Origin of the sequence: Fibrobacter sp. UBA4309, assembly GCF_002395745.1 — a bacterium.
Lineage (GTDB): Bacteria > Fibrobacterota > Fibrobacteria > Fibrobacterales > Fibrobacteraceae > Fibrobacter.
Genome location: NZ_DGUN01000052.1, coordinates 12,796 through 37,835 on the forward strand (window position 1 = coordinate 12,796; position 25,040 = coordinate 37,835).

The 25,040-nt window shown below is 51.9% G+C and carries 12 protein-coding genes; 6 read left to right on the forward strand and 6 right to left on the reverse strand.

Translation table 11 applies throughout. From position 1 onward, the window contains the following. Positions 1-3 precede the first annotated feature (3 nt). From B3M32_RS08085 to B3M32_RS08100, 4 genes are all read right to left on the reverse strand, one after another. Positions 4-3,096: a right-handed parallel beta-helix repeat-containing protein gene (locus B3M32_RS08085; RefSeq protein ID WP_290745133.1), complete on the reverse strand. Its 3,093-nt coding sequence runs from the start codon at positions 3,094-3,096 to the stop codon at positions 4-6. After that, a complete protein-coding gene (locus B3M32_RS08090; RefSeq protein WP_290745136.1) occupies positions 3,096-4,673 on the reverse strand; it encodes a FecR family protein in 1,578 nt (525 codons plus the stop codon). Before B3M32_RS08090 ends, B3M32_RS08085 begins: the two co-directional genes overlap by 1 nt. A 169-nt stretch (positions 4,674-4,842) precedes the next feature. Continuing rightward, entirely contained in the window at positions 4,843-9,750 is a 4,908-nt protein-coding gene (locus B3M32_RS08095; protein ID WP_290745139.1) for a cadherin repeat domain-containing protein, read from the reverse strand. Between the two features lie 1,218 nt (positions 9,751-10,968). Beyond that, a complete protein-coding gene (locus B3M32_RS08100; protein ID WP_290745142.1) occupies positions 10,969-15,336 on the reverse strand; it encodes a cadherin repeat domain-containing protein in 4,368 nt (1,455 codons plus the stop codon). A 373-nt stretch (positions 15,337-15,709) separates the two neighbouring features. Between B3M32_RS08100 and B3M32_RS08105 the strand changes: the two genes are divergently transcribed. Further along, positions 15,710-16,330 carry a histidine phosphatase family protein gene (locus B3M32_RS08105; RefSeq protein WP_290745146.1) on the forward strand — a complete coding sequence of 207 codons (621 nt, stop codon included), beginning with the start codon at positions 15,710-15,712 and terminating at the stop codon, positions 16,328-16,330. 84 nt (positions 16,331-16,414) lie between these two features. Here the strand turns inward: B3M32_RS08105 and B3M32_RS08110 are convergent, their stop codons facing one another. Continuing rightward, the gene (locus B3M32_RS08110; protein ID WP_290745149.1) at positions 16,415-17,398 is read right to left on the reverse strand and encodes a DUF5683 domain-containing protein; all 984 of its coding nucleotides are present in this window, start codon (positions 17,396-17,398) and stop codon (positions 16,415-16,417) included. 230 nt (positions 17,399-17,628) lie between these two features. Between B3M32_RS08110 and B3M32_RS08115 the strand changes: the two genes are divergently transcribed. From B3M32_RS08115 to B3M32_RS08125, 3 genes are all read left to right on the forward strand, one after another. Then, on the forward strand, positions 17,629-18,180 hold the full coding sequence (locus B3M32_RS08115; protein ID WP_290745152.1) for a CinA family protein: 552 nt from the start codon (positions 17,629-17,631) through the stop codon (positions 18,178-18,180). 33 nt (positions 18,181-18,213) lie between these two features. Further along, complete coding sequence (gene recA, locus B3M32_RS08120; RefSeq protein ID WP_290745155.1) at positions 18,214-19,305, forward strand: recombinase RecA; 1,092 nt, start codon at positions 18,214-18,216, stop codon at positions 19,303-19,305. A 144-nt stretch (positions 19,306-19,449) separates the two neighbouring features. Further along, positions 19,450-20,214: a hypothetical protein gene (locus B3M32_RS08125; protein ID WP_290745158.1), complete on the forward strand. Its 765-nt coding sequence runs from the start codon at positions 19,450-19,452 to the stop codon at positions 20,212-20,214. On the opposite strand, the gene B3M32_RS08130 is transcribed toward B3M32_RS08125, so the two are convergent. Next, positions 20,134-21,072 (reverse strand): hypothetical protein, encoded by a 939-nt coding sequence (locus tag B3M32_RS08130; protein WP_290745159.1) that lies wholly within the window; start codon positions 21,070-21,072, stop codon positions 20,134-20,136. The two genes, B3M32_RS08125 and B3M32_RS08130, sit on opposite strands and share 81 nt — an antisense overlap. A gap of 129 nt (positions 21,073-21,201) precedes the next feature. Between B3M32_RS08130 and B3M32_RS08135 the strand changes: the two genes are divergently transcribed. Then, entirely contained in the window at positions 21,202-21,648 is a 447-nt protein-coding gene (locus tag B3M32_RS08135; protein WP_290745162.1) for a hypothetical protein, read from the forward strand. Between the two features lie 93 nt (positions 21,649-21,741). Next, positions 21,742-24,891, forward strand: coding sequence for a TIGR02171 family lipoprotein (locus B3M32_RS08140; protein WP_290745165.1), 3,150 nt, complete (start codon positions 21,742-21,744; stop codon positions 24,889-24,891). The last annotated feature ends 149 nt before the right edge of the window (positions 24,892-25,040 follow it).

Below are 25,040 nucleotides of genomic sequence, written 5' to 3' on the forward strand. Positions count from 1 at the left end.
TCGCTAGAACGAATAATTGATGGAAACGGTGCCGAACAAATCCTTGTATTCGTCCGACTTGTAGTCCGGGCGGTAAGCGCAATAGGCTCCCACGGTCCATTCCGAAGTCAGGCTCCCGGTATGCGTAAACCGCAGGGTTCCGCTACCCGAAACGTCCATTTCCTTTTCCTTGATGCGGGAACCTTCTTCGTCACGGTTCAGGAATTCCTGCCTGAAGCTTGCCGCGAGCAGCAAATCCAGGAAGTTCTTCGAAAGGGGAATCGTCATGTTGTCCCCGACGTTCCATTCGAAATCGGTCATGTCGTCGCGGTTGTAAATCTTGTAGCGAGGAGTCACCGAGAACATGTTGCGGAACCCGCCCACCGTCGTCGTCAGCGACACGGGATAGCGCTGTTCAAAGTAGTCTCCGCCGTGGAAATAATATCCCAACAGGCCGTAGGTCTTGTCTTCAAAGTCGAATCCTTCCAGCAGGTCGTCCTGCTCGAATTTAGACATGTCCCTACGCAGCGTCCATACGCCACCCACCTTGAGAATATTCTTGGGAAGGTCGAACCTGAATCCCAGCTTGAATATATGCCTCATGATGCGCTCGTTGAATTCCGTAGCCAGGTAAGGCTTATTTCTCAAGGAATAGTATTCCGCCCAGCGTACCGAGTCAATCTTCAACGTGTCGTTTGTCCTCTCGACATCTACCGTAGAGCGGCCCTTAACGGGTTCGAACCAGGAATCGTCGAAAACCCCGGACTCCGCAGAGTAGTCCCCGAACAGGCGTTGGCTAGTGCTGCGGGTGCGGTAATCCATATTGTAGCCTAAAGAAATCTCCAGCAGCTTGTTTACCTTGAAGTCGTTGTTGAAGTTCACGTCGTGTTCGTAGAGCGTGCGGTCTTCGTCCTGTTCGTGCTTTTCGAGCCAGTCATTGTCGGCACCGGGAACAAGTCCCAGCTTTTCACCTTCTGCCATGCCGAATACGTTATAGGCAGTGCCATGCGCCGCATTCTCGACATTGATTTTGTAGTTGAAATTCATTTTCCAGAAATCAAAAATCTTTCTGTCCAGGCTTCCGTACACTTCCCTGGAATTCTGCAGCAAATCCGGAGAACCGGCACTGTAGTAGTCGGCACCGACAAAGCGCACATAACCGGAAAGCAACGTCTTGCCGAGTTCCCAGCGGAGCGATCCCGTAAACGCGAGATTCTGTCCGTCCCAGTTCTTGATTTCTGCGGGGGATTCCGCACGCGAGCTGTAGTCGTCCCTGAGCGACTTCGCCTGCGCCAACAGGGACTTCAACTTGGTCTGCAGTTCCGATTTCGACTTCATCGTATTGTCGCCAAAGAACTCCTCGAGTTCCTCGTATGTCATGAGGTCCACGAGTGCAGGGTTGTTCATAAGCCTACGAATCTTGGTCAGGTTCGACGCATCGAGACCGGCACCGACAAACACCTCGTTGATAGCGCGTTGCAAAGACGCATTCGCCGTATCGGCCGCACCGACAGCAATCTGGCCGTTCAGCTCGACATCGCCCGGGAACAGGAGCCAGTTTCCATCGGCAAAGAAAGTCTTGGACGACATCACGGGAGAGAAGGTATTGGCATCCTTCTTCGAGCCGTCACGCAGCAGCGGGTCGTCCAGGAAGTCCTTGCTGCCGATAAAGCCCAAGGTACCGTTAAAGCGGCGGTGCATGTTCCAGCGGACCTTTCCGCCCACCAGGAGCTTCTGCGGTTCCACTTCGCCGTCCTCGATGTAATCCTTGTAGATATCCTCGTTGCGGTCGCCAAGCAGTTTCGGCTTCTGGACTTCACCACCATAGGCGGACACGACAAACAGCGGCGAGCCGTTCGCATTATGGAACAAGTTCAAGTCATAGGAACCGCCCAGCACATTCACTCCGGCCATATAGATGTTGCCGCCCGAAAGGAACACGTCACCGAGAGCCAGGCGCTGCATCTTGTCGGAATAGACGGCAAGCACGTTCTCGGGGTCAAAATGGTTCCAGGTATCGGCAGAGAGGTTGGCAGAAAATTCGAAACTCTTGCCGTCCGTCGATTCCATGAGCAAGTAGGCGTTGAGTTCGCCGAAAAGTCCAGGAACCTGGAAGTAGTTGATGTACTTATCCTTCGATTCCACCGTATCGGTACCTACGATATAGGCTTCGCCGGTCCTGTTGGTGCGGGTCAGCACGTGATGGTAACCCATAATCGCCTCGATATTCCCGCTACGCGACCACGAGACATCGCCTTCGGCATAGGTACTCTTGGGCGGAGCCGCACGGAAAATCTCCGCGACCGGATTCCGGGGTTCTTCGGGCAAGGAATTCGTTATATGCTTGCCGCCCTGTTCCAGATTCTTCTGGTTACGGAGCGCCACCTTCTTAAGGTCGTCGTGCGGGACGTCGTTTGCCACGAGGCCGACGCGGTTCTGCTCGATCTGCGAACGCAACTGGCGCACGGAATTGTTTTCCATGTCGACAAAGCCGTAATCGTTATGGGCAATCTTGGAAGACTGTATTTCGACATACGACTTCTGGCCGGCCAAGAAACCGATATGGTTATTGAAAATCTCGCAGGAATTCAGGTTGACCTGGGCTTCATTTGCCGCCCATACAGAGACGCCCTTATTGAATTTGAACTTGCTCCACTGCACGTTGACCGAAGCAGAACGAGCATAGAGGCCAATCTGGTTCACGCCTTCAACATTCACGTTCTTCAGTTCCAGCACGCCGTTCTCTACGGCGATACCGACTTCGGCATTGTGGATTTCGACATTCTGGAATCCGGCACTGTGCTGGCCCGTGATAGAAATACCGTTCCATGACGCATAGCCCGGAGCCGGGCGCATCACGACAGGCATCTGCGAAGACCCGTCCACCGCGATAGAACCGCCCTGTATGTCGAGACCTGCCCCAGCAACGAATTCCATGACGACGCCCGCTTCTACGAGAAGGGCGCGGCCTTCGGGCACGACAATAGTTTCAGAAACAAGATAAGGGGATCCTTCGGCTTTCAGGAATCCCGAATATTCGCCCTTTATCTCCGTCCTAGCAAAAGCCAACGCGGCAATCGCCAACGTCAGCCCAGTCAGCCTCATTCCCCAATTCATTACTGGACCTCAAATATTTTCTCGTTCCTCGCGACAAAACCGCTCTTGTGGATGACCTCGATATCAAACTTATTCTGAGCGCCACGGATCAGTTCCAGCGGAACCTGGTAATCCAGAGATTGGATCTGTCGGAGGGTCTCCTGTAATATAATCTTTCCGTTTCGCTTCACGGTAACCTTGTACAAGAAAACCGGGTCATTTTCGGGGCTCTTTATCTTGAATTGCAGGGTACGGACAATCTTGTCCGGAACATCGCGCGGGGGAATCGGCACATTCAGGACTTCACGTTTCTTGCCGTAGACATCGATATTGAAGCGTTTTACCGGATAGCAGCCGAGTTTCTTTTCGACAGAGGCCTCGTTGCCGGCCTGGTCCTTGATGAACACGCCATAGGTATGTTCACCGGCAGTAAGCTTCCTCTGCTTCAGTTCGTTCTTGGTCACGGCCTCTTCGAACTCAGGAGCGCCATCCACGGAGAACGTCAGGATACCGGCATCGTCCTGCATCTGTTCCACAGAGACGTTCATCTTGCAAGCGATGGAATCGTAAGAGAGGAACTTGACCATGGGGGCAATCTGGTTCACTTCCGGGCAAGACTTGCTCACGTTGAGTTCGAGCGTCTTGGAATCCGTCATTCCTGCCGACTTGAACGCGATAGTCGCAGCAGATTCGTTCCAGAGCTTGTTGCCGTCATTTACAGGAATCTTGACCGAGAAGGAATGGCTCTTGCCATCCGCGACACGGACCAAATTCCCGGAAGAATACACATCGGCCACGGTCACCTCGAGGGTAGCCTTCGGATCGGTAGACACATAGGTACCTTCAATGGTCAAGCCGTCCTTGCAAACATTTACCGGGGACGCGGTCCTCACTTCGAAATTGTTCTGGGCAAGCTCTTTCTGGAAAGCCGCATCGGCATCCTTGACGGCCTGCACCATCTTATTCACGTCGCCCTTTGTTTCTTTCAGGACCTTGGAAACACGGCGTGCGAATCCGGCCTTACCCGAAGACGCCAACTTCATCGTGACAAGCGAATCCGTACCGAACATCGTCTCGCCGGCAACGACAGGCATCACCGGGCCATTGTCCTTCTGCTGGATATCGAATTTACCCGTAGAAAGGCTTGCGAAGAAGGCGCCATCCTCGCCTCCAACGAAGCCACTAGTTCCACGGATAGAAGCGGTCGCCGTCCCGGTCTTGAACTGGAACGTCGATTCCTTGATAAGCTTCTTCACGTCGAAATCGACAAAGCCCTTCTTGATGTTGAAGAACGTACGCGAGGCATCGTCCTTGCCCTTCGTCTCGAAAAGGCTGGACATCTCGACTTCGGCATTTTCACCGATACTGACAGTAGAACCGTCGGTAAACTGGATACCGAGAATCGCCTCGATACCCGTGCGGATAAAGTCCGACTGGTAAATCTTGGAACCGACCTTCAGGGAGTCCCACTGATCCTTGTTCACTTTCAGGCGGGCAACACTACCGACCTTCTGCCGGACCTTGCCCACATCCGATGCCGCCAAGGCGAGACCGGGTACAACCAAAAACAGCGCTAGAATTCGTGCCAGTGTTTTCATAGGAGTCATGCATCCTTTTCGTTCGTATTCCTATACATTAAAATAGTCCTTTTAGTCCAAAAAGGAATACGTTCTACATCACAAAGTGATGTAAAACACGAGCAAAAACAACAAAAAATCCCGTTACGGAGCCGTAACAGGATTTTCAGCCGTAAAAAGCTATTTGGGGTTACTTCTTGGAATCCGGACGCCTGTAACCGAAGGACTTGGTCAAGTCATCCGAGGTCTTGATGACGGCACCCATCGTCTGGAGATTCGAGGAATCGTTCACAGGCGGGAGCGTGCAGTTCAGCGTAGACTTGATAGTCACCTCGGTCCTGAAGATGTAAGCGCCAGTAGCATAGGCCTTGCCGTTTTCGGTATGTACGTAACCGTCCTTATCCGGTTTCAGTTCGAAATACATCTTCAAGAGGCCGGCATCGTTCACGTAATCCGGATCATTCATGTCCTGGGTGAACTTGTAGTAGTCCACAAAGGTTCCGAGAGTCGTGAACACCCAAATCTTCACTTCCATCTTGGAATCATAGAGGGTCGCCGCGCTCAAGTCGTTCCTGCTGTAGGTGCTCGCGAAATCGGCAGTGCAGTATTCCTGCACGTACTTCTCCACGGAGAGCTTTTCGCCACCGGCAGCATCGAGACCGTCAAGAGAAATAGTACCATCCTTGCCGACAAGGTCGTCCAGAGTGGCAAGGCCGCTCACAGAACCGGTATTTCCATCCTGGGCGGGCTTGTAGACCGGGAGCTTCACGTCGAATCCGAGAGTCGGACCCAGGTGGCCCTTCTTAGACGGATAGGGGGTGTTGCCACTGCCCTTCTTTGTCTTGAAGCCGCCACCGACCAGGGTTTCCTTTTCGTCACCCGTCGACGGGTTCGCAATGGACACGGCGAAGGTCTGCTTCTTTGCAGGCGTATTTTCCTCGGTATAGTATTCCGCGACCTTGTCCGCAGTCACGAGGGTCACCGGCTTTTCGACGGCGATTTCGATATCCTTCGCATTCTTCATGATAACATACACGGTATCGCCGGCGATGTTACCAGCCTTGTCGATGAAGTAGCGGATAATCGTGTTACCGCCCTTTTCGAGGCCCTGGATGTTCAGGGTATCCATCAGCGCGTAGTCCGCACTGTCACCCGTGACGCTCACGTACCACACGACCTCGGCCATGTTCGACGTCAGCACTTCGTCGGTAACGGGGCTCTTGATCCATACCATAGGCGGCTTGGTGTCGAGCACGATATGCACGGACCTTTCGGCGGCATTGCCGAACTTGTTCACGTAGGAGTAGCTCACGTCGTAGGCGATATCGCCCGAGGCGTTCTTGATCACCTTGCCCTTTTCGTCCACGTCGTAAGAGAGATGGACAGAGTTCTTCTTCGAATCTATATAGTCGTAACCGATATTGTAGTATCCGCCATCCTTAGATTCGATGAGGCTACCCGTAGTGGCGTTGGCCTGGAAAGAAATCGTCACCGTCTTGCCGTCGATCACCTTCGTGTACGACACGGTCATTTCTTCTTCGCCGCTTTCGCCCTTGATGATATTGCCCTTCATGTCGGTGTAGTAGGTAACCGTCACCTCGTTGCCATTCACGATTTCGGTATAGCTCACGGCAATCTTCTCGCCGTTAACTTCCGAACGCTTGGCACCCTTGGCAGATTCGTTCAGCGGGAGAATTCCGTCGGCAATTTCCGACATGGTCGTGTAGTACTTGGACGGGATGCTCACCGTTCCGAGTTCGAGGTTGATCGTGAACGAGGAGTTGTTGTTCGCAGCGGAATCCTTCACAGTAACAGTCACTTCGTTCTTCAGCTTGTTCACGTAGAACGTGGTGCTGTCCTTCTCCTTCACCTGTTCCACAATCGTATAGATGCTGCCCTTGAATTCGGGATCATGCTCCTTCGAGAGCGTCACTTCGGGGACGGCGTTGCTGTAGTACACAATCAACGTAGCGGTACCCGGATTATCCGTAGTCGGGTCCTTGTACGTTCTCTTGATAACGTTCTTGCCCGGAGTCAGGGTTGTGTCGGCACAGAATTCCTTGGCGTTGTCCCTGCCCTTGATACCCTGCGACCAGCAGAAGTCCAGATCTTCCTTGTTCACGTACAGCGTATCCGGTTCGCTCCAGACAGAATCCGGGTTTTCGGCACGGGTAATCTTGACTTCGGAGTACTCGATCACGTTGCCGATGCGGATAGTGATCTTGGCCGTGTCGGAGTAGTCGCCGTCGGTCACGCGGACCGTGATGTAGTAGACGGAATCCTTTTCGTAGTCGAGGCTATCGAGCAGTTTGACCTTGCCATCCTCGAGCACGTCGAACGTGACGGGGTCTCCCACGAGCGAGAACTTCAAATTCCTGTTCTTCGGATCCGTATCCGGATCGTCGGCAACAAGCGGACCCTTCGTCGTTCCGATAGAATCGGATTCCAGGAACGTGACAACCTGGTCCCTGATGGTCGGAGGTTCGTTCACGTCCTCGACCTTCACAATGATTTCCTTCCTATCCTTATGACCCTCGGAATCGGATACCTCGACCGTAATCTTGAGAATCGGCGTAGACTCGTAGTCAAGCTTCGCACCATCCTTCACGGTGATCACGCCATCTTCGCTCACGTTGAAATCAGACGTGCCGATCTGGGTATACGTAATCTTTTCGTTCGGGTTTTCGGGGTCGACAGACTCGATGGTATCGACAACAGTACCGCCCTTGGAATTTTCCTCGACACGTACCGTATCCGTCAGGATTTCAGGAGGTTCGTTCACGTCACGCAAGATAATCGTGACGGTCGCCGTATCCCAAAGCGCGGTAGATTCGGTAGCATAACCGCCGTCGCTGCCCAGGACGTTCTTCACCTCGACAACCAGGGAGAACACGGTATCGCCGGTAGCGGCATACTTTTCGTAATCCAGCTTCGTCTTGGTAACGATGCTGCCGTCCTCGTTCACCTGGAACAGGAGGGTATCGCCGCTCAAGGCCTTATAGGAGCTCACCGAGAAGTTGTGGTTCAGCGTATCCGGGTCGGCAGAAACCAGATGGCCATCCACTTCGCTTCCGGCGGGCTGGTTTTCGTCAATATGGAATTCCTGCTTTGCAATTTCGGGAGCTTCGTTCACGTCGATAACGCGGATAATCACCGGCCTTTCTGCGGTCTGGACCTTAACCCCATCCGCAGTAAATCCGGAGCCCGCATCTACGCCGTCAGAAACCTTCACCGTAATTTCGTATTCATTAACCCTTTCGTAGTCGAACACCATGGGATCCTTCACGACCACAACGCCCGTTTTCGGGTCAATCGTGAAGAGGCCGCTCGTATCCTTGACAATCTCGTAAATAAGCGTCTTGAGCGTATCGGAGCAAGTAGCCTTGACAGCACCGACAATCACGTTGGCCGGGTTGTTTTCTTCGACAGAGCCCTTCTTGTTCCTATCGAGGCTGATAAGGTTCTTCGTCGTATCAGGATCGCTGCCCGGATCGGTCGGATCGGGAGGCGGAATAACGATGTCGACATGGGTCGTGTCAAAATGCGGAGGATCGTTCACGTCGATAATGCGGATAGTAACCGTCATCGTATCGAACAAGGTCGGATCGTTGCGGTCTTCGGCACGAATCAGCAACGTGTAGACAGAATCCTTTTCGTAATCCAGGGAATCCCCGTGAAGCACCACGATATTCTTCCTGGAGTCCACCGTGAAGATATTGGTATCGCCATCGACGGCCTTCACGATGTTATCCCTGAACTTTTCCTCAGTCGTCTCCCTGTGCAGGGAGTCGATATCGCCAACGACAACCTTACCAATGATATCGCCATCGGCCAGGTCTTCTTCGGCATTGTAGGTCTTGTTGTTGACGGCATCCAAATCCGTATTGCCGACAATAATCGGGTTTTCGTTCACGTCGCGGACGCTGACGCGGAAGCTCTTGACCGTAACATGCTTTTCATCCTTGGCCATGATGTCCACGCCAAAGTACTGGTCTTCTTCGTAGTTGACTTGAACACCAGCTTTCAGCTTGACTACACCCGTATTCTCGTCAATTTCGAAGATGTTGACATCTTCTACGCCATTGGCACGATACTGGCCGCCAAGGGCGTAAGTAACCTGTTCATCTTCCTTGTCTGTAGCCTTGACTTTGCCTGCCTTAGCTCCAGCGTCGTTTTCAGCCACCTTCAAGAGCGAATCGCAATCAATCGGGTTACCGTCCTCGTCTTCACACACGAATACAGGAGGATCGTTGCTCCTGTCCCTATCGCCGAGGCGAATATTCACCGAGATTTTTCCTTCGAAATACGTATTGTCATTGTACTTCACCACCGCACCGGCAAGGTTGATGATGTGCATCTTCAAGGCTTCGTCATTTTCTTCAATGCCGTCTTTCTTGACATTGATAATCGGCATAAACGCAGTATCCGTCGCAGCCAGGGAACCCTTCGGAATTATGACATGTCCGGTATCGGCTCCGCATATCGGGAGCTTGCGCTGGGGATCTCTCGGATCCGGATTGTTAATGTTCAAGTCCGCATTTTCGGCGCAGAGGCCATTACCCCAAGGACAGGGATTGATGAACTCGTAGCAATAATCGAAGGTCACGTTCGTTTCCGGAATCTTGTCCAGTTTTACCGGGATAACTTCAAGGGTATCGCCTTCATAATAGATGTAATCCTTTGCAAAAATCGTCGGGTCAATTCCGGGCGGATCAATCGGCACATAGCGGAAATCACCCGTAACATCGTTCGTGAATACCAATTTCCCGGCAATCAACTGACCGGCCAATTTAAAGTGGCCACCAACTCTCATTTCCCCTGTAGTAAACCAGGAACCCACGAAACTTGCATCTTTCCAGTAATTCCAAAGAATATCCTTTTGCGTATAAAACAACAGGTTGCCGGCATAGTCCTTATTCGATACAGCAGTGAACTTGTCCCCATCAGTAAACTCCCAAGAAGTTCCATTTGCAGGTTGAGCCGGATTAAACGGATGACCATTGTTGTCAAGTTTTTGAGCAGGTTCTGCAACATCCCATTTCATCGTTGTTGCATCAAACTTCAGTCCTTCCTTTACGTACGCAACAACTATCTTCATATCATTGGCAGAAGCATCAAAAGAGAAGCCGTTTCTCGAATAAATTCTAGTTAGCTTTCCACCAGGAGGCATCAAGACATACAGAACCTTTCCTGTACTACCACCAATTTTAAAATCTTCAATGTATTTATCAAAAGTCCTATATTTGTTCTTTTGCACAGAATCAGGCGGTACATGAATAAAAGCCACCTCATTCATGTAATTGCTTGTCAAATTTATCGCACCTTCCCAAACAGTAGAAGTCGACGTCGGCCAAATAGGAACGTCCATATCAGTTTCAACCTTCGGGGCAATGGATTCAGTGCAAGCATTATAGTCGCCTTTTTTCTTGTCCAAGGTATAATTGGCATTATACACTCCAGAAACCAAGGAATTCCAATGTTCTAGGTTTCCATTATATTGACCTAATATTGAATCTCCTACACACCAATTTCCCTCCATCACATTTCGAGAACCAGACCCACCACTAACCACCAAATTGCCAGACACACGAACCGGTCCAGTCGTTATCCTATCATGTGTAGAGTTTGTGAAAGTAAAATCACCCCCAACAATCGTAGGGCCACCAAAGTGATGGTTTACACAATTTTCGTTGTCGGAATTGCAATCCGCATAATTATTTGAAACATCAAGATTTTTCTGATTTGCAATGGTAAAATCACCTTTTGCAGTACCATTATAGCCGACATTGTCCGCTATGATAATCGCACCAAGCTTAACCTCAATACCGGAGGTTCCCCACAGCTTGTACTTCATCAAGTTCTGCCAGTATGTTTCCTGAAGCACCGAATCATCGGGTGAATACGAGCCATCGGAAGCGCGCGTGCCGACGCCATTAAAATACAGCGGCCAGGACTTCACTCGAAGTGTGTCTGCAGCCTGGACCTGCACCGCCAGTCCGAGCAGAAGTGCGGACAATCCTAGAATTTTGAATTTGTTCATACGCATAATCACTATTTCTCCCTCTAGTGAGCTATCCAAACAAACGTCCCATATTCCAACTTGGAATATTGTGATTCCTTAGGCTCCACACATTTCTTGGCCATAAATATAGGTAAAATGTTTCAAAAAAGCAACATTAAGGCGCCTAAAGGTTTACAAATCGATACAAAAAGCGTGATTTATATCCTAAAAATTTGCATTTTTCCCGTTTCAACGTAAAAAAACGGCCCAGATACCCTCCGAGCCGTATTTTTTTCAAAACAAGAACTTTTTTTCTTACTTATATTCGGGCCTCTTGTAACCGAACGGTTTAAGCAGATCTTCGCTGCTCTTGCGGACCGCCCCCATCTGGTCGACCTCCGTCGAGTTTTCACCCGGCAGGTCGCACAGCAATTCCGACTTCAAGGTAACTTCGGTCTTGTAGAGATAGGCGCCCGTACCGTAGAGACGGCCATCGGCCGTACGCACGTACCCTTCCTTGTCGGGTTTCTGTTCAAAGTACAGCCTCAACACGCCGGCATCGTTTACGTAATCCGGATTGTCCAGTTCCTGGTCGAACGAGAAATAATCGACAAAGTTACCGATCGTCGTATACACCCAGATTTTCACCTTCATCGTCGTGTGGAACAAGTTCGCACGGGAAAGATCCGTGCCCAAATCCGACTGGAACTGCGCAGTGCAATGTTCCTTCACGTATTCATCCACGGTGATTCGCGAAGTATCGTTGGCAGATTCGACACCGTTCATGGAAATCAAGCCGTCCTTGCCGACAAGGTCATTGAGTGTCGCAAGGCCCGTCACGGCGCTAACTACAGGCAGCTTGGCATCTACGGCGAGAGTCGGGCCAAGGTGGCCACTCATGTTCGGATACGGTTCGTCGCCGGAGCCGTTCTTTGTCTTGAAGCTTCCGCCCTTGAGCGTTTCGACTTCCTTATCCGTCTTGGAATTGTAGATGGTCACGGCGAAGGTCTGGCCCTTTTCCGGCTCGTTCGCAGCGTAGTATTCCTCGGTCTTCTCGCGGGTCACCTTCGTCACCGGAGTCACCACAGAAATGTCCACGTCCTTGGCGTCCTTCATGATAACGTAAACCGTATCGGCAGAACCGTTGCCGGCCTTGTCCTTGTAACGGCGGATAATCGTGTTGCCGCCCTTGTTGAGTCCCTGCACCTTGAGGGTATCCATCACGGCGGGGCCCTTGCCGTCGTTCAGGTCTACAGTCCACTTCACGTCGACGTAGGTCGAGAATATCACGTCGTCGGTATGCGGCGATTCGATTTTCACCTTCGGCGGAATCAGGTCGACCACGATGTAGATGGAACGGCTGGCCGTATTGCCGAATTCGTTCACGTACGTGAAGGTGACCTCGTAACCCACGTTCTTGTCTTCGTCCTTGATGGCGTTGCCCTTGGAATTCAAGGCGTAGGCCACGGTGACGCTATTGTCGTGCTTGTCGGTATAGCTGTACGCCACAGAGTAAATCGCGCCAGATTCCGATTCGACCGGTTCACCCGTGAGCGCATCCGCCTCGTACGACACCGTCACCGTCTTGCCGTCAATCGTCGTCTCGTAAGAAACCTTGATGCGGTCGTTCACCACGTCGCCCTTGGCGTTGGTCACGTAAGAAACGGTCACCGTCTGGCCAGCCACCTTTTCGGCATAGCTCACGGCCACCAGGCTGTCGTTAAACGGAGAATGCTTGACCTTGCCAGACGGCATATCGTTCAGCATAATCTTTTCGGCGGCAATCTTTGCAATTGTCTTCACCGCGTCGGACACGTTCTTCAGCGTATCGAACGGGACGTCGGCAATCTTGAATTCCTTTGTCGTGTAGTTGCAAGTAGAATCCGTATACGTGGAATCCAGGACAGGATTCTTTATCTTGATCGAAATGTCGTTGGACTTCTTGTTCACGTAGAACGACGTATCGCCTTCCGCGGGCTGTTCCACGACCGTGAAGATATCGGTCGCGAGTACATCGGCGACCTGCGTCGAGACATCCACTTCCGGAGTCTTGGTGCAGACGAAGATGATGACATCCAAGATGGCGGGAGAATCCTTTGTCTTGTCGTAGTATGTCAAACGTACTACGTTGTAGCCTTCGTGGAGGTTCTTTACAGTCGTATCCGGCTGCGGGATGCCGTCACCCGTCCACGAGAGCGTCACCGTCTTGTCGTTCACCTTGATAGGAATTTCCGGATTGTTTTCGCTGTAGTCGCCCGTACCCGATTCGGCATGCGTCACCACGATAACGGACTTTTCGACAACATCCAGGATGTTGATGCGGACATCGGCCACGCTCTTGTAGCCGTCGTTGTCGATAATCTGCACCTTGACCGTGTAGTACTTCTTGTCGGCGGGGAGCGCCTCGTAGTCGAACACCTTGCGGGTCGTAATCTTCCCGCTCGTCGCGTCAATGGCGAACAGGCTGGAATCGCCACCCACCAGGCTAAAGGTGTTTTGGCGGAAGCCTGAATTCGGGCCGTCCTGGTCGTAATAGGCAAGCACGCCGACCTCGGTACCCACGGGTTCGTTCTCGCGAACGCCCATCGTGGTATCCTTGATAGAAGGCGGATCGTTCACGTCTACCACCAAAACCTGTACCGCGACATTCTTCGTGACCGTACCGCTCGTAATCGACACCGTCACCAAATACTTGTCCTTGACTTCGTAGTCGATGGTGCTGTCCACCGCCACCGTAATGAGGCCCGAAGCCGCATCGATAACGAACGTCCCGGAGGGATCGTCGATGCCGAACACCGGCGATGCGATATCCGTTTCCATATAGCCGACCGGCGTATCCTTCTTGGAGTTTTCGAGGACCGGGAACATGGCCGAGACGAGGTCGATGGTCAGCGTGTACGTATAGTCCGAAACGGTGCTGTCCGAGTTACGGATAATTTGGAAATGGAGCGAATCGTACGGGGCGCCGAACTCGTCGGTCTTGCCCTTGTACACGAGCTTCGCAAAATCCTTCGCATCGATAACCGTACCGGCAACAACGTCAGCGCCATCGAGCTTAAGCGTACCGACAGAAACACCATCCACGATCTTCACGGAATAATCCGCAAGGGCGGAGGAGTCCGGATTCATGGCCCGGAAATCCGAAATCACAAGCGGGTCGTTCATGATACCGGTGACAGTGAAGTCCTCGCTGAGCGGGCTCTTCGGCACGTTGATGATGTCGATGGGGAGTCTCGCGCAATTTTCGGTTCTGTCGCCATCGGCATAGACCGCCGCTTCCAGGTCGCACACGCGGATGTAGAAGCGTTCATCCTCTTCGAGCAAGGCATCGTACTTCGCATGCAGGATAATCGGGTTCGTCAGCGTCGTCTTCCCCTTCTCGAAATAAGCCTTTACCGTATCGCCCTTGTCGCAAGCCGGGATACCCGTATCGACAATGTCGTCACGATGTGCATACTTGCCGCCGGCACCGTTCTCGGCACCCTTGTCGGGGAATTCAAAACAATAGCGGAACGGCACTTTAGTTGCCGGTTCCAGACTCAGGTACAGGCGCACCGTGTCGCCGATATCTTCGTGGTCTTCGCGAAGCTTTTTCTTGTTGTCGACCTTGAGCTTGGCCGGGAAGAACTGCACGTAGCGGAAATCGCCGGCCCTGAATTCTGCATTGATAGAGACCTTCTTTGCCAAAAGCTGACCGGCAAACTTGTAATGCTGTTCAAAGCTAATCGTACCACCCGAAATATACGTTCCCTGAATATGGCATTCTTCAGCGGGGAAAGCAATATTATTCGGCGAATAGAAAAGCAGATTTCCGCCGTAATCCTTGTTCTCTACAGTCTTCTGCGTACCGCCGTTCCATTGCTGGTTGGTTTCGCTCCATTCACCGTCCTTCACCGTCATGACGACAATATTGTGCAAGTCGGAAGAAATTACAAACCGCCCATCAATAAAGAATCGTACATAGCGGCCTTCCGGCATACGAATGTACAAGTAATCGTTATTGCTCTTCATGGTAAGGTCGCCCTTCACGTGGATGTCGTAAAAGCCCTCGCCTTCCGGGATATCGATGTAGTTCGTCTTATCCTCGAACAGGTATGAATCAACTTCACGATCATACGTAAATCCGGCATGGTTTACCTTGGGGACATCAAGGGTCTTGTCGATGGCAGGGACTTTTTCGGGGTCACAAGTTTTTTCCGGCACAGCACCATCCTTCGTCCGAACATTGTCGAAATAGTCGAAACCATTTACATCACTACAAACCGGGCCGTTCCAGACAACCTTTTCTCGACCATTAAACCCTACATTAACACGTCCGCCAAAATGGCTAGGCCCACTCAAAACAGTGTCCTGACCATCACCATTTTCAAAATTCCCGGCAAATGCAAGTGGGCCACCAATTGAATGCTTGATATTCTTCATCTGGAAACCGGCCGAAGCGCTTCCCGAATATCCATTTGAATCATTTATAAAAACTTCTTGTCCGATAAACGCCACGCCATAATTGTCACCAGGAAGTCCCGTTCCCCAGAGCTTATACTTCATCAAGTCGTCCCAGGTCGCTTCCTGGTCGACAGCATTCTCAAAGTAAAACGGCTCTATAGGCACGGCGAACAAATTCACCGCGGCCAAAAGGCTCAAGGCCAAGAACTCTAGTGCAAATTTGAATTCACACCTAACCATAGTCACTCCTAGGGGGCACAGCCCCGTTGAAACGGCATCTAAAAATCCCATCCGGAAATCACCGATTCCACCACCCCTATTTGTAAAATATAATTAATGTAAACGGGATTTTTCATTTGTGTTTATTCCATAGTGGTATAATCGCATAATTATGTGATAAAAAACGGCCATTTTCGACAAAACGCTTGTAATTTTTGCAAAAACAAGCTATATTGCGGAGTCCTAGGCCCCGGACAATGACTATTTGCGGGCAAATCGCCAGGGCGAAAGCAGCAACGGACTTGCGAATTTTTATGTGTCCGGGTCGCCTAGGATTCTTTTTGCAACCCTCGGGTTGCTTTTTTAATTGCATCCCCAATTTCTAAGTTCCGATATGATCCTCTGGACAATCCGCCACACGAAGCCCTACAACCCCAACGACGTCTGCTACGGCCGATTGGATTTTGACGTTTCGCCGACATTCGAAAGCGAGGCCGCCGGGGCGCTGGACGCATTCCAGAAATCAGGGGCCAAGCCCACCCGGCTTTTCTCGAGCCCGCTTCTCCGGGCCTACCGCCTTGCAGAAAAGGCCGCCCAGGCAACAGGACTCGAAATCGAGAAGAACGACGCCATCATCGAAGTGAACTTCGGTTCCTGGGAAGGGCAAAAGCTTACTGCCGTCCCCCGCGAAGAGATGCACGCCTGGATGAACGACCTCCGCGGGTTCCGTTTCCCGGGCGGAGAAAACTTCTACGACGTGGACCGGCGTGTCGAGTCGTTCCTGGACAGCCTCCCCGACGACGGGGAATTCCTGTTCGTGACGCATGCGGGAGTCATTGCGGCCCTGCAGCATTTCGCCTGCGGACTGCCCGACGAGGATTTCGTGGAAGGCAAGTTCAGCTATACCATGGTGACGCGCTTCGACCTGCAGCGCAACGCCGAGGGGCATTTCCGCGGGACATTCGAAAAAATCTACGACGGCATCCAGATGCCCCCGCTCGTGATGGGCGATTGATTTGTGATAATTGATGATTGATGATTGATAATTGATGATGGATCCTCCTTCGGAGGATGACAGCCCAAAGCCCACGGCCCACAGCTAAAAGTCTACCGAGAACATCGCCTGCGCACCGCCTTCCAGGCGAGGCAGGACCGCCAAATGCAACGGGTTGTCGAAATCGCTCAGCAGGGCATCGACGGCAGCATCGGCCAGGGAGTACAGATAAATTAAAGCCATACCCCAAATGTACTGGTTGCGGTTCTTGCGGTAGTACGTCACGCGCTCGGCAATCTTCTCGTATTCCTCGGAATCCGGGGATTCGTCGGCCAACATGTGTTTGCGCTTGAGGTAGTAATTGACCATGTGCTGCGAAGTCCTTATACTCGTGGTCGCGCCGATGATGCTCATGTACAAAAGCCCGGCCTTGCCGAACTCCCCGTTGTACATCTGGCCGAACCCCGGGATGATGCCCCAGAGCAAGGCCTTTTTCATGCTGCGCAGTTCTACGCTGCGGTAGTTGTTGTTGTACCAGATGCCAAAGGCATCGAACATGCCGTAGAGGTGGAGGCCAAAGAGCCAGGCGTTTTCGGCCGTGCGCAAGTCTTCCTGTTCCATCTTCTTGTCGCTCAGCTCGCGGACGCGGTTCGCATACTCCTGGCGTTTTTCGTGATACGCCTGCAGGCTATCGCGGTTGTCGGCTTCCATGATCTTGCGGTTCATGATGGCGACGGAATCCTGGAACGGCTTGGCCTGTTCGTACACGCGGTCCTTCTGCCACGACTTGTTGATATAGACTTCGTATATAAGCAGGGCCTCGATACCCGTGATGAAACCGCCGCGCACATAATGGCCCGTATAGTACTGGCCGCCACCGGGGAAAATGCTGAACAGCATGGTCAAAGGCAGCGAATTATGCGTTGTCGGGATATCCCATTCGTTCACGGTCAGCGTATCGATAGATTCTATCCCGGTGACGCCCTTCTGCGTCACCCTGATGGACGCCGTAGAATCCGTCTGCGCACCAGCCCCCGTAGCAATGGCGAGGCATGCGAACAAGATTATAGCAAGCAGACGGTTTGACATCGGCTTGACAATATAGAAAAAGATGGCCAACCCTGCGCCAGCCAGGTTTACAACCCGACTTTTATTCGTTTATATAGACATACGATTTCCTAACCACCGGCAATAATTTTCCTTTTTTCAGTAAAAGAACTGCATACCGCGGTTCCAAAAGGTATATTTCAAAAAAAACGAAGTTTTTATTTAATTGTCATTTTATGTCATAAAATAATTCTAAATTATGGAGTATGAAAATGAGCGACACAAAAGATCTTGAGAATATCGAAAACGAAATCTCCCTGCTGGTCAAGGCCATCAAGGAGGCGCTCATCGCACGTGGCGAAAAGATGGCCACCGCCGAATCTTGCACGGGCGGGCTCATCGCATCCGAAATCGTGAAGGAGCCGGGCACATCCGACATCCTTGCCGGCGGGGTAATCGCCTACCAGAACGAGATCAAGGAGAACATCCTCGGGGTCCCCCACCAGGTTCTCGAAGAAAAGGGTGCCGTGAGCGCCGAAACCGTCGAGGCCATGGCAAAGGGCGTCCGCGAAAAATTCGGCTGCGAATGGGCGGTCGCCACCTCCGGAATCGCCGGCCCCACCGGAGCGGAACCCGGCAAACCGGTCGGTTCCGTATGGATGTGTGTCAACAGTTGTTGGCAAAATGAGTCTTTTTTTGAAATTTTTGACGGAAATAGGAACGAAATCCGGGAAAAATCCGTTTATAAGGTGTTAGGCAAGCTACTTTTTTTAATAAATAACCAAAAAAGCACTTGCACAAACGAACACCAATTAGTATATTAACAGAGAAACAAAACTAAAATGGAGTCAAACAACATGGCAAAGAAAAATACACCCACGAGCAACCTTTCCTCGGACAAGGCAAAAGCGGTAGAAGCCGCAATTGCACAAATTGAAAAGAACTATGGTAAAGGTTCGATTATGGCTCTCGGACAGCAACCCGTCGAAGATATTCCCGTCATCCCGTCCGGCTGTATCCAGCTCGACATGGCGCTCGGCGTTGGCGGATTCCCGCGCGGCCGTATCATCGAGATCTACGGACCCGAATCTTCCGGCAAGACGACCCTCGCCCTCCACGCCATTGCCGAAGCCCAGAAGCTCGGCGGCGTCGCAGCCTTCATCGATGCCGAACACGCCTTCGATGCCGTCTATGCCCGCAAGCTCGGCGTCGATATCGAATCCCTACTCGTGTCCCAGCCGGACACCGGTGAACAGGCCCTCGACATCGCCGAAACGCTCGTCCGCTCCGGCGCCATCGACATCATCGTCGTCGACTCCGTGGCCGCCCTCGTGCCGCAGGCCGAAATCAACGGCGAAATGGGCGACAACCACGTCGGCCTCCAGGCCCGCCTCATGAGCCAGGCGCTCCGCAAGCTCACCGGCATTCTTTCCAAGTCCAACACCTGCATGCTGTTCATCAACCAGCTGCGCATGAAGATCGGCGTGATGTTCGGCAACCCCGAAACCACCACCGGCGGTAACGCCCTCAAGTTCTACGCCACCCAGCGTCTCGACATCCGCCGCATCGCCGCAATCAAGGACGGCGAAGAGGTCATCGGCAACCGCACCCGCATCAAGGTCGTGAAGAACAAGGTCGCCGCACCGTTTACCCAGTGCGAATTCGACATCCTCTACGGTTGCGGCATCTCGCGCGAAGCCTCCATCCTCGACCTCGCCACCGAACTCGACATCATCCAGAAGAGCGGTTCCTGGTTCAGCTACAACAATGAGAGAATCGGCCAGGGCCGCGAAAACACCCGCCTGTTCCTCAAGGACAATCCGGAACTCTGCAACGAGATCGAACAGAAGATTCGCGAAAGCATGAAGGACGTGGAACTGTTCAAGCTCGGCGAGAACGAATCGGTCGAAGCTGGCGACGACGAAGCCGTCGAAGTGGCCGAAGGCTAGCAGCAAAAAAAGCGGGCCTCGCCCGCCATCTAAATTTCTTCCTGTTGAGAAACAAGCTCCGCTCCCTCCTTCAGCCATTGTGAGGGTCCGGAGTTTTTTTTGCGTTCAGCGACCGCTCGCAATATTTTTTATTATCATTACGGCATGTTCAAATTAGCGCGTTTATCCGTACTTCTCGTTCTGGCGGGTCTAGGTTACTCGGCCGCCCACGACCTGTGCCCGCAGTTCATGCTGGATTCCGCGATGATCGTGAACGTAGAGGGACGTTTTGTAAACGCGCAGAACAGCCGCGTGAGCCTGGATATAGAATGGCGTCACCATCCCGAGGCGCTGGACACGTTCTTCTTGAACTTCCCGCAGCAGAAGCCCGTCGTTTTCGTGACTGCCGGGGATTCCCGTTACGAGATTCTCCAGCCGACCAACGTGAAACGGCAGCTGGGACTGCACCATCTCCGCGAGACCATCGGCAACACGCCGCTCAAGCTGGACGACCTGGAACTCCTGGCCAACGGGCTGTTCCTGTGCCGCGACTCGACAAAATCGCAAAAGATATTCTCGACGGCCTTTTCGAACATGTGGTATTCCATGGTCGTCGACACGCTACCGCTACCGCAGAAGGTCGTGATGCGCGGAGCCCGCAAGGAAGCGAGGACTTTCAATATCGGTGCCTGGAAGGATTTTTCCGGGAGTACGCTGCCGACACTCGTCTCGATGACCGGCCCGAACTACAGCGGCAACCTCTGGGTGCGTTCCGCCTACACCATCGAACCGCCGAAAGGCGATCCTATCGTAGAGAATTCAAAGAAGAAGCAGTCCAAACGTCCGGTCTTATTTAGAAAGACGCTTGTGGATGGGAAACGAGAAATACCCCTGATACTCAAGCTCAATCAGGAATTCCTGAGAGAGTGAGCCGTCATAGAAGCGCTTCTTGGGGCGTTTCCACATGCCGAATTCCAAGGTCACGTTCTGCAAACCATTTTTCCATGAGAAATGCGGTCCGGCCTTGATCATTCCGTACCCGAGGGATTCTTTCTGCACCGTATTCCCGCTGCGGAGGTAGCCCGTACGATAAAAAATCGTCTCGAACACTGCAGCCCAGTTTTCCGTAAACACCAGGCGTCCGTAAGTATTCAGTTCCAGCAAGAAATCGCGGCTGAACACGGGGATGTTGCGCTTGTAGTCATAGCTCTTGCCACTGAAGTCCGTGCTCACGTCAGAAAGAATATAGTGGATTCCGCCCCCCAGAATGGAGCTACGGAGGAAGTAGAACTCCAGGCTCAGGCTCATGTCGAACAGTTGCACGTAGTCGAGGTTCGCCGCCTCGTCCTTCCACACATTGTCGGTAATGTAGTCGGCGTTCCAGGTTTCGGCGATGCGTCCACCGCCCTGCACATCCGCCGTGACCATCTCGAGGTTGGACTTGTAGTAGATGTAGCTTTCGTACACGAGATTCACTTCGAACTGCGGATTCGTCTTGAACGGGCGGAGCCCGAGGCCCGCGCTATAGCCGCCGTAGAACGGAGAGCCCTCCACGGAAGCTTCCATCTTGAGGTAGGCGGGGTTCTTGCCGAGCGGGCCGCCGTAATCCGGCTCGTCGAGGGGTTCCAACCACGTATAGTGGACGTTCCCTACCAACTGGGGTAACCACTGGCCCCATACAAAGGGCGTATTGCCCATGACGCCCCACGAAAGGTTCGGCCCGTACCGGAAACCGTTCTGTTCGCCCTGGTCGAACGAAGCGAACGCCGGCAAGGCGACCGCCATCATAAGAATGGGCAAAAATTTACAGATTATGGGACCCCGAAGCTTCATTTCAATGTAAAATCTAAAAAATATTAAGCCACTTGTAATTTAAATTCTTATTTTGTGAACAACAAAATCCTCTAAGGAGATTCTATGAAAATTCCTCATATCTGTTTGCTTGCTCTCGGCGCATTGCTGTTCTGGAGCTGCGCAAGCCGTTATTCCTCCCCTATCCTTATCGAACGCGGCGAAGGCCGTAAAGAATGGGAACGTGAATATTTCGTCGTCAAGGAAAGCATGGGCATCGACAAGCGCCTGAAGGACGTGTTCAAGCAGGGCTATATCGAAGAAGGCATGACCAACGACATGGTGAACCTGCTCTGGGGACCTCCTGACCACGAAACCGAGACCGAGACCAGCAGCGTGTGGGAATACTACACCCGCGAAGGCCAGCTGATCACCCGCCTCATCTGGAAGCACCCCGACATCGCCCGCCTGAAGGGCTTCGAAGGCGAATGGGTTCTCGAAAAGATCGAGGGCGACCGCTACGGCGGATCCCCGGCCCCGACCTCCAGCCGTTCCAGCAACTACAACAACTAATTCAACTGCGATTGCCGGAGTTTTTCCGCATCCAGGCAAAAAGCCGACCCGCCAAGGGCGGCTTTTTTTGTTATATTAGCCCTTTTTTTAGAAATGAAAAAGACAACTATTTTCTGCATTATCCCCTTGTTGGCATTCGGTTTCTGGACGAGCTGTTCCAATAGCGAATCTACTGAATCCGATGACGATATTGTAGAAGAACTGGAATTCGAGACCGGAGAAGAACCTGAATCGTCCAGCTCTTCGGAAAATATTGACGAAGGCCAAGAGTCATCCAGTTCCTCTGGAGAGGAACTAGACTCGTCCAGTTCCTCCGAAGAAGCGGAATACTCCATAGAAGGTTTCGTAAAGCAGAAGGGGCCTAAGACGGTATCTTTGACAGACGCCTCTGACGAGTCCAAAGTTACGATGGATGTCCAGCTGGACTACGACTTCTACATTGGCCGCACCGAAGTGACCCGAGGACAGTACGCCGCCCTCATGGGTGGCGATATACCGGAAAGTGAAAAGAACCTCCCCCAAGTCGATGTCAATTTCTACGATGCCGTCTTGTACGCAAACGCATTAAGTAAAAGCGAAGGACTCGACACCGTTTATACCTATGCAAAATCGAATTTCGCCCCCTCCGGAAGTTGCGTTTTTCTTGAAGGGCTAGCCACCCACTACGAAGTGTCCGGCTACCGACTGCCAACGGAGGCCGAGTGGGTATACGTCGCAAAAAAGTTCTGGAATATTGAAAATTCCTGGAACGCGGACAATTCCTCATCGACGCCCCACGAGGTTTGCTCCACCCCCGGATTAGGCGGTTCTCACGGCAAATTCGAGGAAAATCCGGATGCCGTCTGCGACATGACAGGAAATGTTGCAGAATGGGTGGACGGATGGCTTGCGGATTTTAAAGATACCACACTGACAAACTACGTCGGCGCCTCCGCTCCCAACAGTCTAAAAGAAAACATGATAAAGGGCGGAAACTATCGACTGTCGCCCAACGACATCAACATCAACACCCGCCGGGATGTGTATCCTATCGCGATGAATTCCAGCGCCGATTATGTAGGATTCAGGCTAGTGCTTGGAGCCATCGACAAACCGCTTTGGCTAGATCCTTCCGGATCAGTGAACACGGTCAAGATAAACATCGTAGCAACCACAGAATCTGTCCTGGGAACTTTAAACACCAGAAGGGCAAAGGCGAAACTCGTATTCAGGAACGACGTTTCCGGGAAATTGACCTTTATCGATTACTCCAGGAATGCTTCCAGGGCTATTGAAATCGAAGATAATACAAGCGCATTCCATCCAGACGTATCTCCCGATGGCAATTATGTCGCGTTCAGCACCCAGATTGAAGGACTGTCCGGAAAATCAAAAGTCTATGTATGCCGCCTGGATTCCGCATGTTCAGAAAAAGTAGAACTCCCCGTAAATAATGCCGCCATACCGCGATTCAGGGTCTTAGGACCCGGCGATACCGTTCTAGTGTATGTATCTGATGCAGGAAGCAACAAGGATTCCTTGACTTGGGCAGGATACAGCACCTGGATTGTACCTTTTGCAGGGGGGAATTTCGGCACACCCCGACTATTGCTAAAGGGCAGTTTTAACGGAGGCGTAACAGAGGGGTTTGCGGTAACCGGCTCGACACTTTTGCGCGTTGCCACCTGGAACGATCCCGACAAGGTTAAATATGACGTATGGTACAACAACGAGCAGGCCTGCAACGTCTCCCTTGCCAGCGACGGTTCAAGCCGAACTTTGTTTCTCGATTTTGGAGGTTCTACGGGTCAGAAGTTTGTCGGCCAGAGATACAGGACCCACGAACAAATTCTTGTAATGAATAGCGGTGGAAACTTAGTGGACGCAGTCGCTTCTCCGGCAGGCTATTCCTATGACCATACGGAATGGGTGGCCGGCAAGAATGCGGCGGTGGCAACACTTACGGACCATAATGGAGCCCATAAAAAAATCGTCTTGATAGACATGGAAACGAAAAAAATTGTCGAACTCGTAGAAAGCGATGAATTATGGCATCCGGTTCTTTGGGTAGAACAGTCCATGCCTCCTGTCGCAAAAAGCAGTTCTTCAAGTAAAGCGGCCGAAGAACCGTCCAGCACAAGTATCCAAACGAGTTCTTCAAGCGAGATCGTCGAAACCAGCTCTTCAAGCGAGATTGTCCCGACAAGTTCCTCCGGCGAAATTGTCCCGACAAGTTCCTCCGGCGAGATTGTCCCGATAAGTTCCTCCGGCGAAATCGTCCCGATAAGTTCCTCCGGCGAGATTGACCCAACAAGTTCTTCTGGCGAACACAGCCTGGTCCTGGATCCCGACAGCGCAGGAATATACGTAAAAAGCTACACGCAGTTCAAAGACTTCATTATACGATACAAGATGGAGCTCTTGTGGCAGTTTGCCGATTCCGCCAACGTGGTCGTCATAGGGTCTTCGCGCCCTCTAAACGCCGTTTACCCCACAAGACTCAGCAACCAATTCATCGGGGTAAACTTGGGCCTTGCATCATGCACGATCCATATGTCAAAGGACCTCCTGATGAAGTACATTATGCCCCACTACAAAAAGATGAAGTATCTGGTAGTTTCCCTCGATTTGGATTTTTGGTGGAAAACAGCATCTGCCAAAGATGACAACTGGTTCGCCGACAACGACGCCAACGCAAAATACCTGTTGTATCCTGGATTTGTATATGACAAGAACCACGATTACTGGGCTGGCGAAGAAGACCTTACACCTTTATACGAGGCTGCGAAGGACGGAATACTCTACCCGTCATCAAATCGTACCGACCATATTATTGAGCTTAGAGGTCAATTGCACACTACTTGCTCGGGATCGTGGCCAGGAGCAAGTTTTGGAGCTACCGTTAGCGATCCTGGACAAGAAATCCTCGCAGGCTCCATGAATTCCCTGAAGACCATCATTGAAGAGTCGGCCAAGCGAGGCGTAACAGTCATCGGGACAATCCTCCCCCAGTCACCCGCATACAGGAATTCCACGATGTTCGGTTACCTGGGCATGAAGCGCAGTATTGCCGATTCCCTGATCAATGAATTCGTCGAGATGGAAAACACATATTCGAATTTTGTCCTGTTCGACGAAAACAAGGATGGTCTGCACGACTACGCCGGCGGAATGAACGAAGATTCGCAGCACCTTTGCGATACAGGAGCCGAGATCTACACCCACCGCCTGGATTCCCTTTTGCTGGAACTTGACAACAGATAGCGGTAAAAAAGGCAAAAAGACCTCCGGAAAAAACATCTGGCGGTCTTTTTTGGGGTCTATACGGAGCCTAAAACGCGTTCCAGCCTACCCAAATCCATAAAATTTTCTACATTTACGCGCGTTAAATTTAAACCTCTCAAGGAGTCAAT

Coding starts and splice junctions, on each gene's coding strand:
- B3M32_RS08110 (WP_290745149.1), bottom strand. CDS start 17,398: ATGTCAAACCGTCTGCTTGCTATAATCTTGTTCGCATGCCTCGCCATT.
- recA (WP_290745155.1), top strand. CDS start 18,214: ATGGCAAAGAAAAATACACCCACGAGCAACCTTTCCTCGGACAAGGCA.
- B3M32_RS08115 (WP_290745152.1), top strand. CDS start 17,629: ATGAGCGACACAAAAGATCTTGAGAATATCGAAAACGAAATCTCCCTG.
- B3M32_RS08100 (WP_290745142.1), bottom strand. CDS start 15,336: ATGGTTAGGTGTGAATTCAAATTTGCACTAGAGTTCTTGGCCTTGAGC.
- B3M32_RS08140 (WP_290745165.1), top strand. CDS start 21,742: ATGAAAAAGACAACTATTTTCTGCATTATCCCCTTGTTGGCATTCGGT.
- B3M32_RS08125 (WP_290745158.1), top strand. CDS start 19,450: ATGTTCAAATTAGCGCGTTTATCCGTACTTCTCGTTCTGGCGGGTCTA.
- B3M32_RS08095 (WP_290745139.1), bottom strand. CDS start 9,750: ATGAAGATAGTTGTTGCGTACGTAAAGGAAGGACTGAAGTTTGATGCA.
- B3M32_RS08105 (WP_290745146.1), top strand. CDS start 15,710: ATGATCCTCTGGACAATCCGCCACACGAAGCCCTACAACCCCAACGAC.
- B3M32_RS08135 (WP_290745162.1), top strand. CDS start 21,202: ATGAAAATTCCTCATATCTGTTTGCTTGCTCTCGGCGCATTGCTGTTC.
- B3M32_RS08090 (WP_290745136.1), bottom strand. CDS start 4,673: ATGAAAACACTGGCACGAATTCTAGCGCTGTTTTTGGTTGTACCCGGT.
- B3M32_RS08130 (WP_290745159.1), bottom strand. CDS start 21,072: ATGATGGCGGTCGCCTTGCCGGCGTTCGCTTCGTTCGACCAGGGCGAA.
- B3M32_RS08085 (WP_290745133.1), bottom strand. CDS start 3,096: ATGAATTGGGGAATGAGGCTGACTGGGCTGACGTTGGCGATTGCCGCG.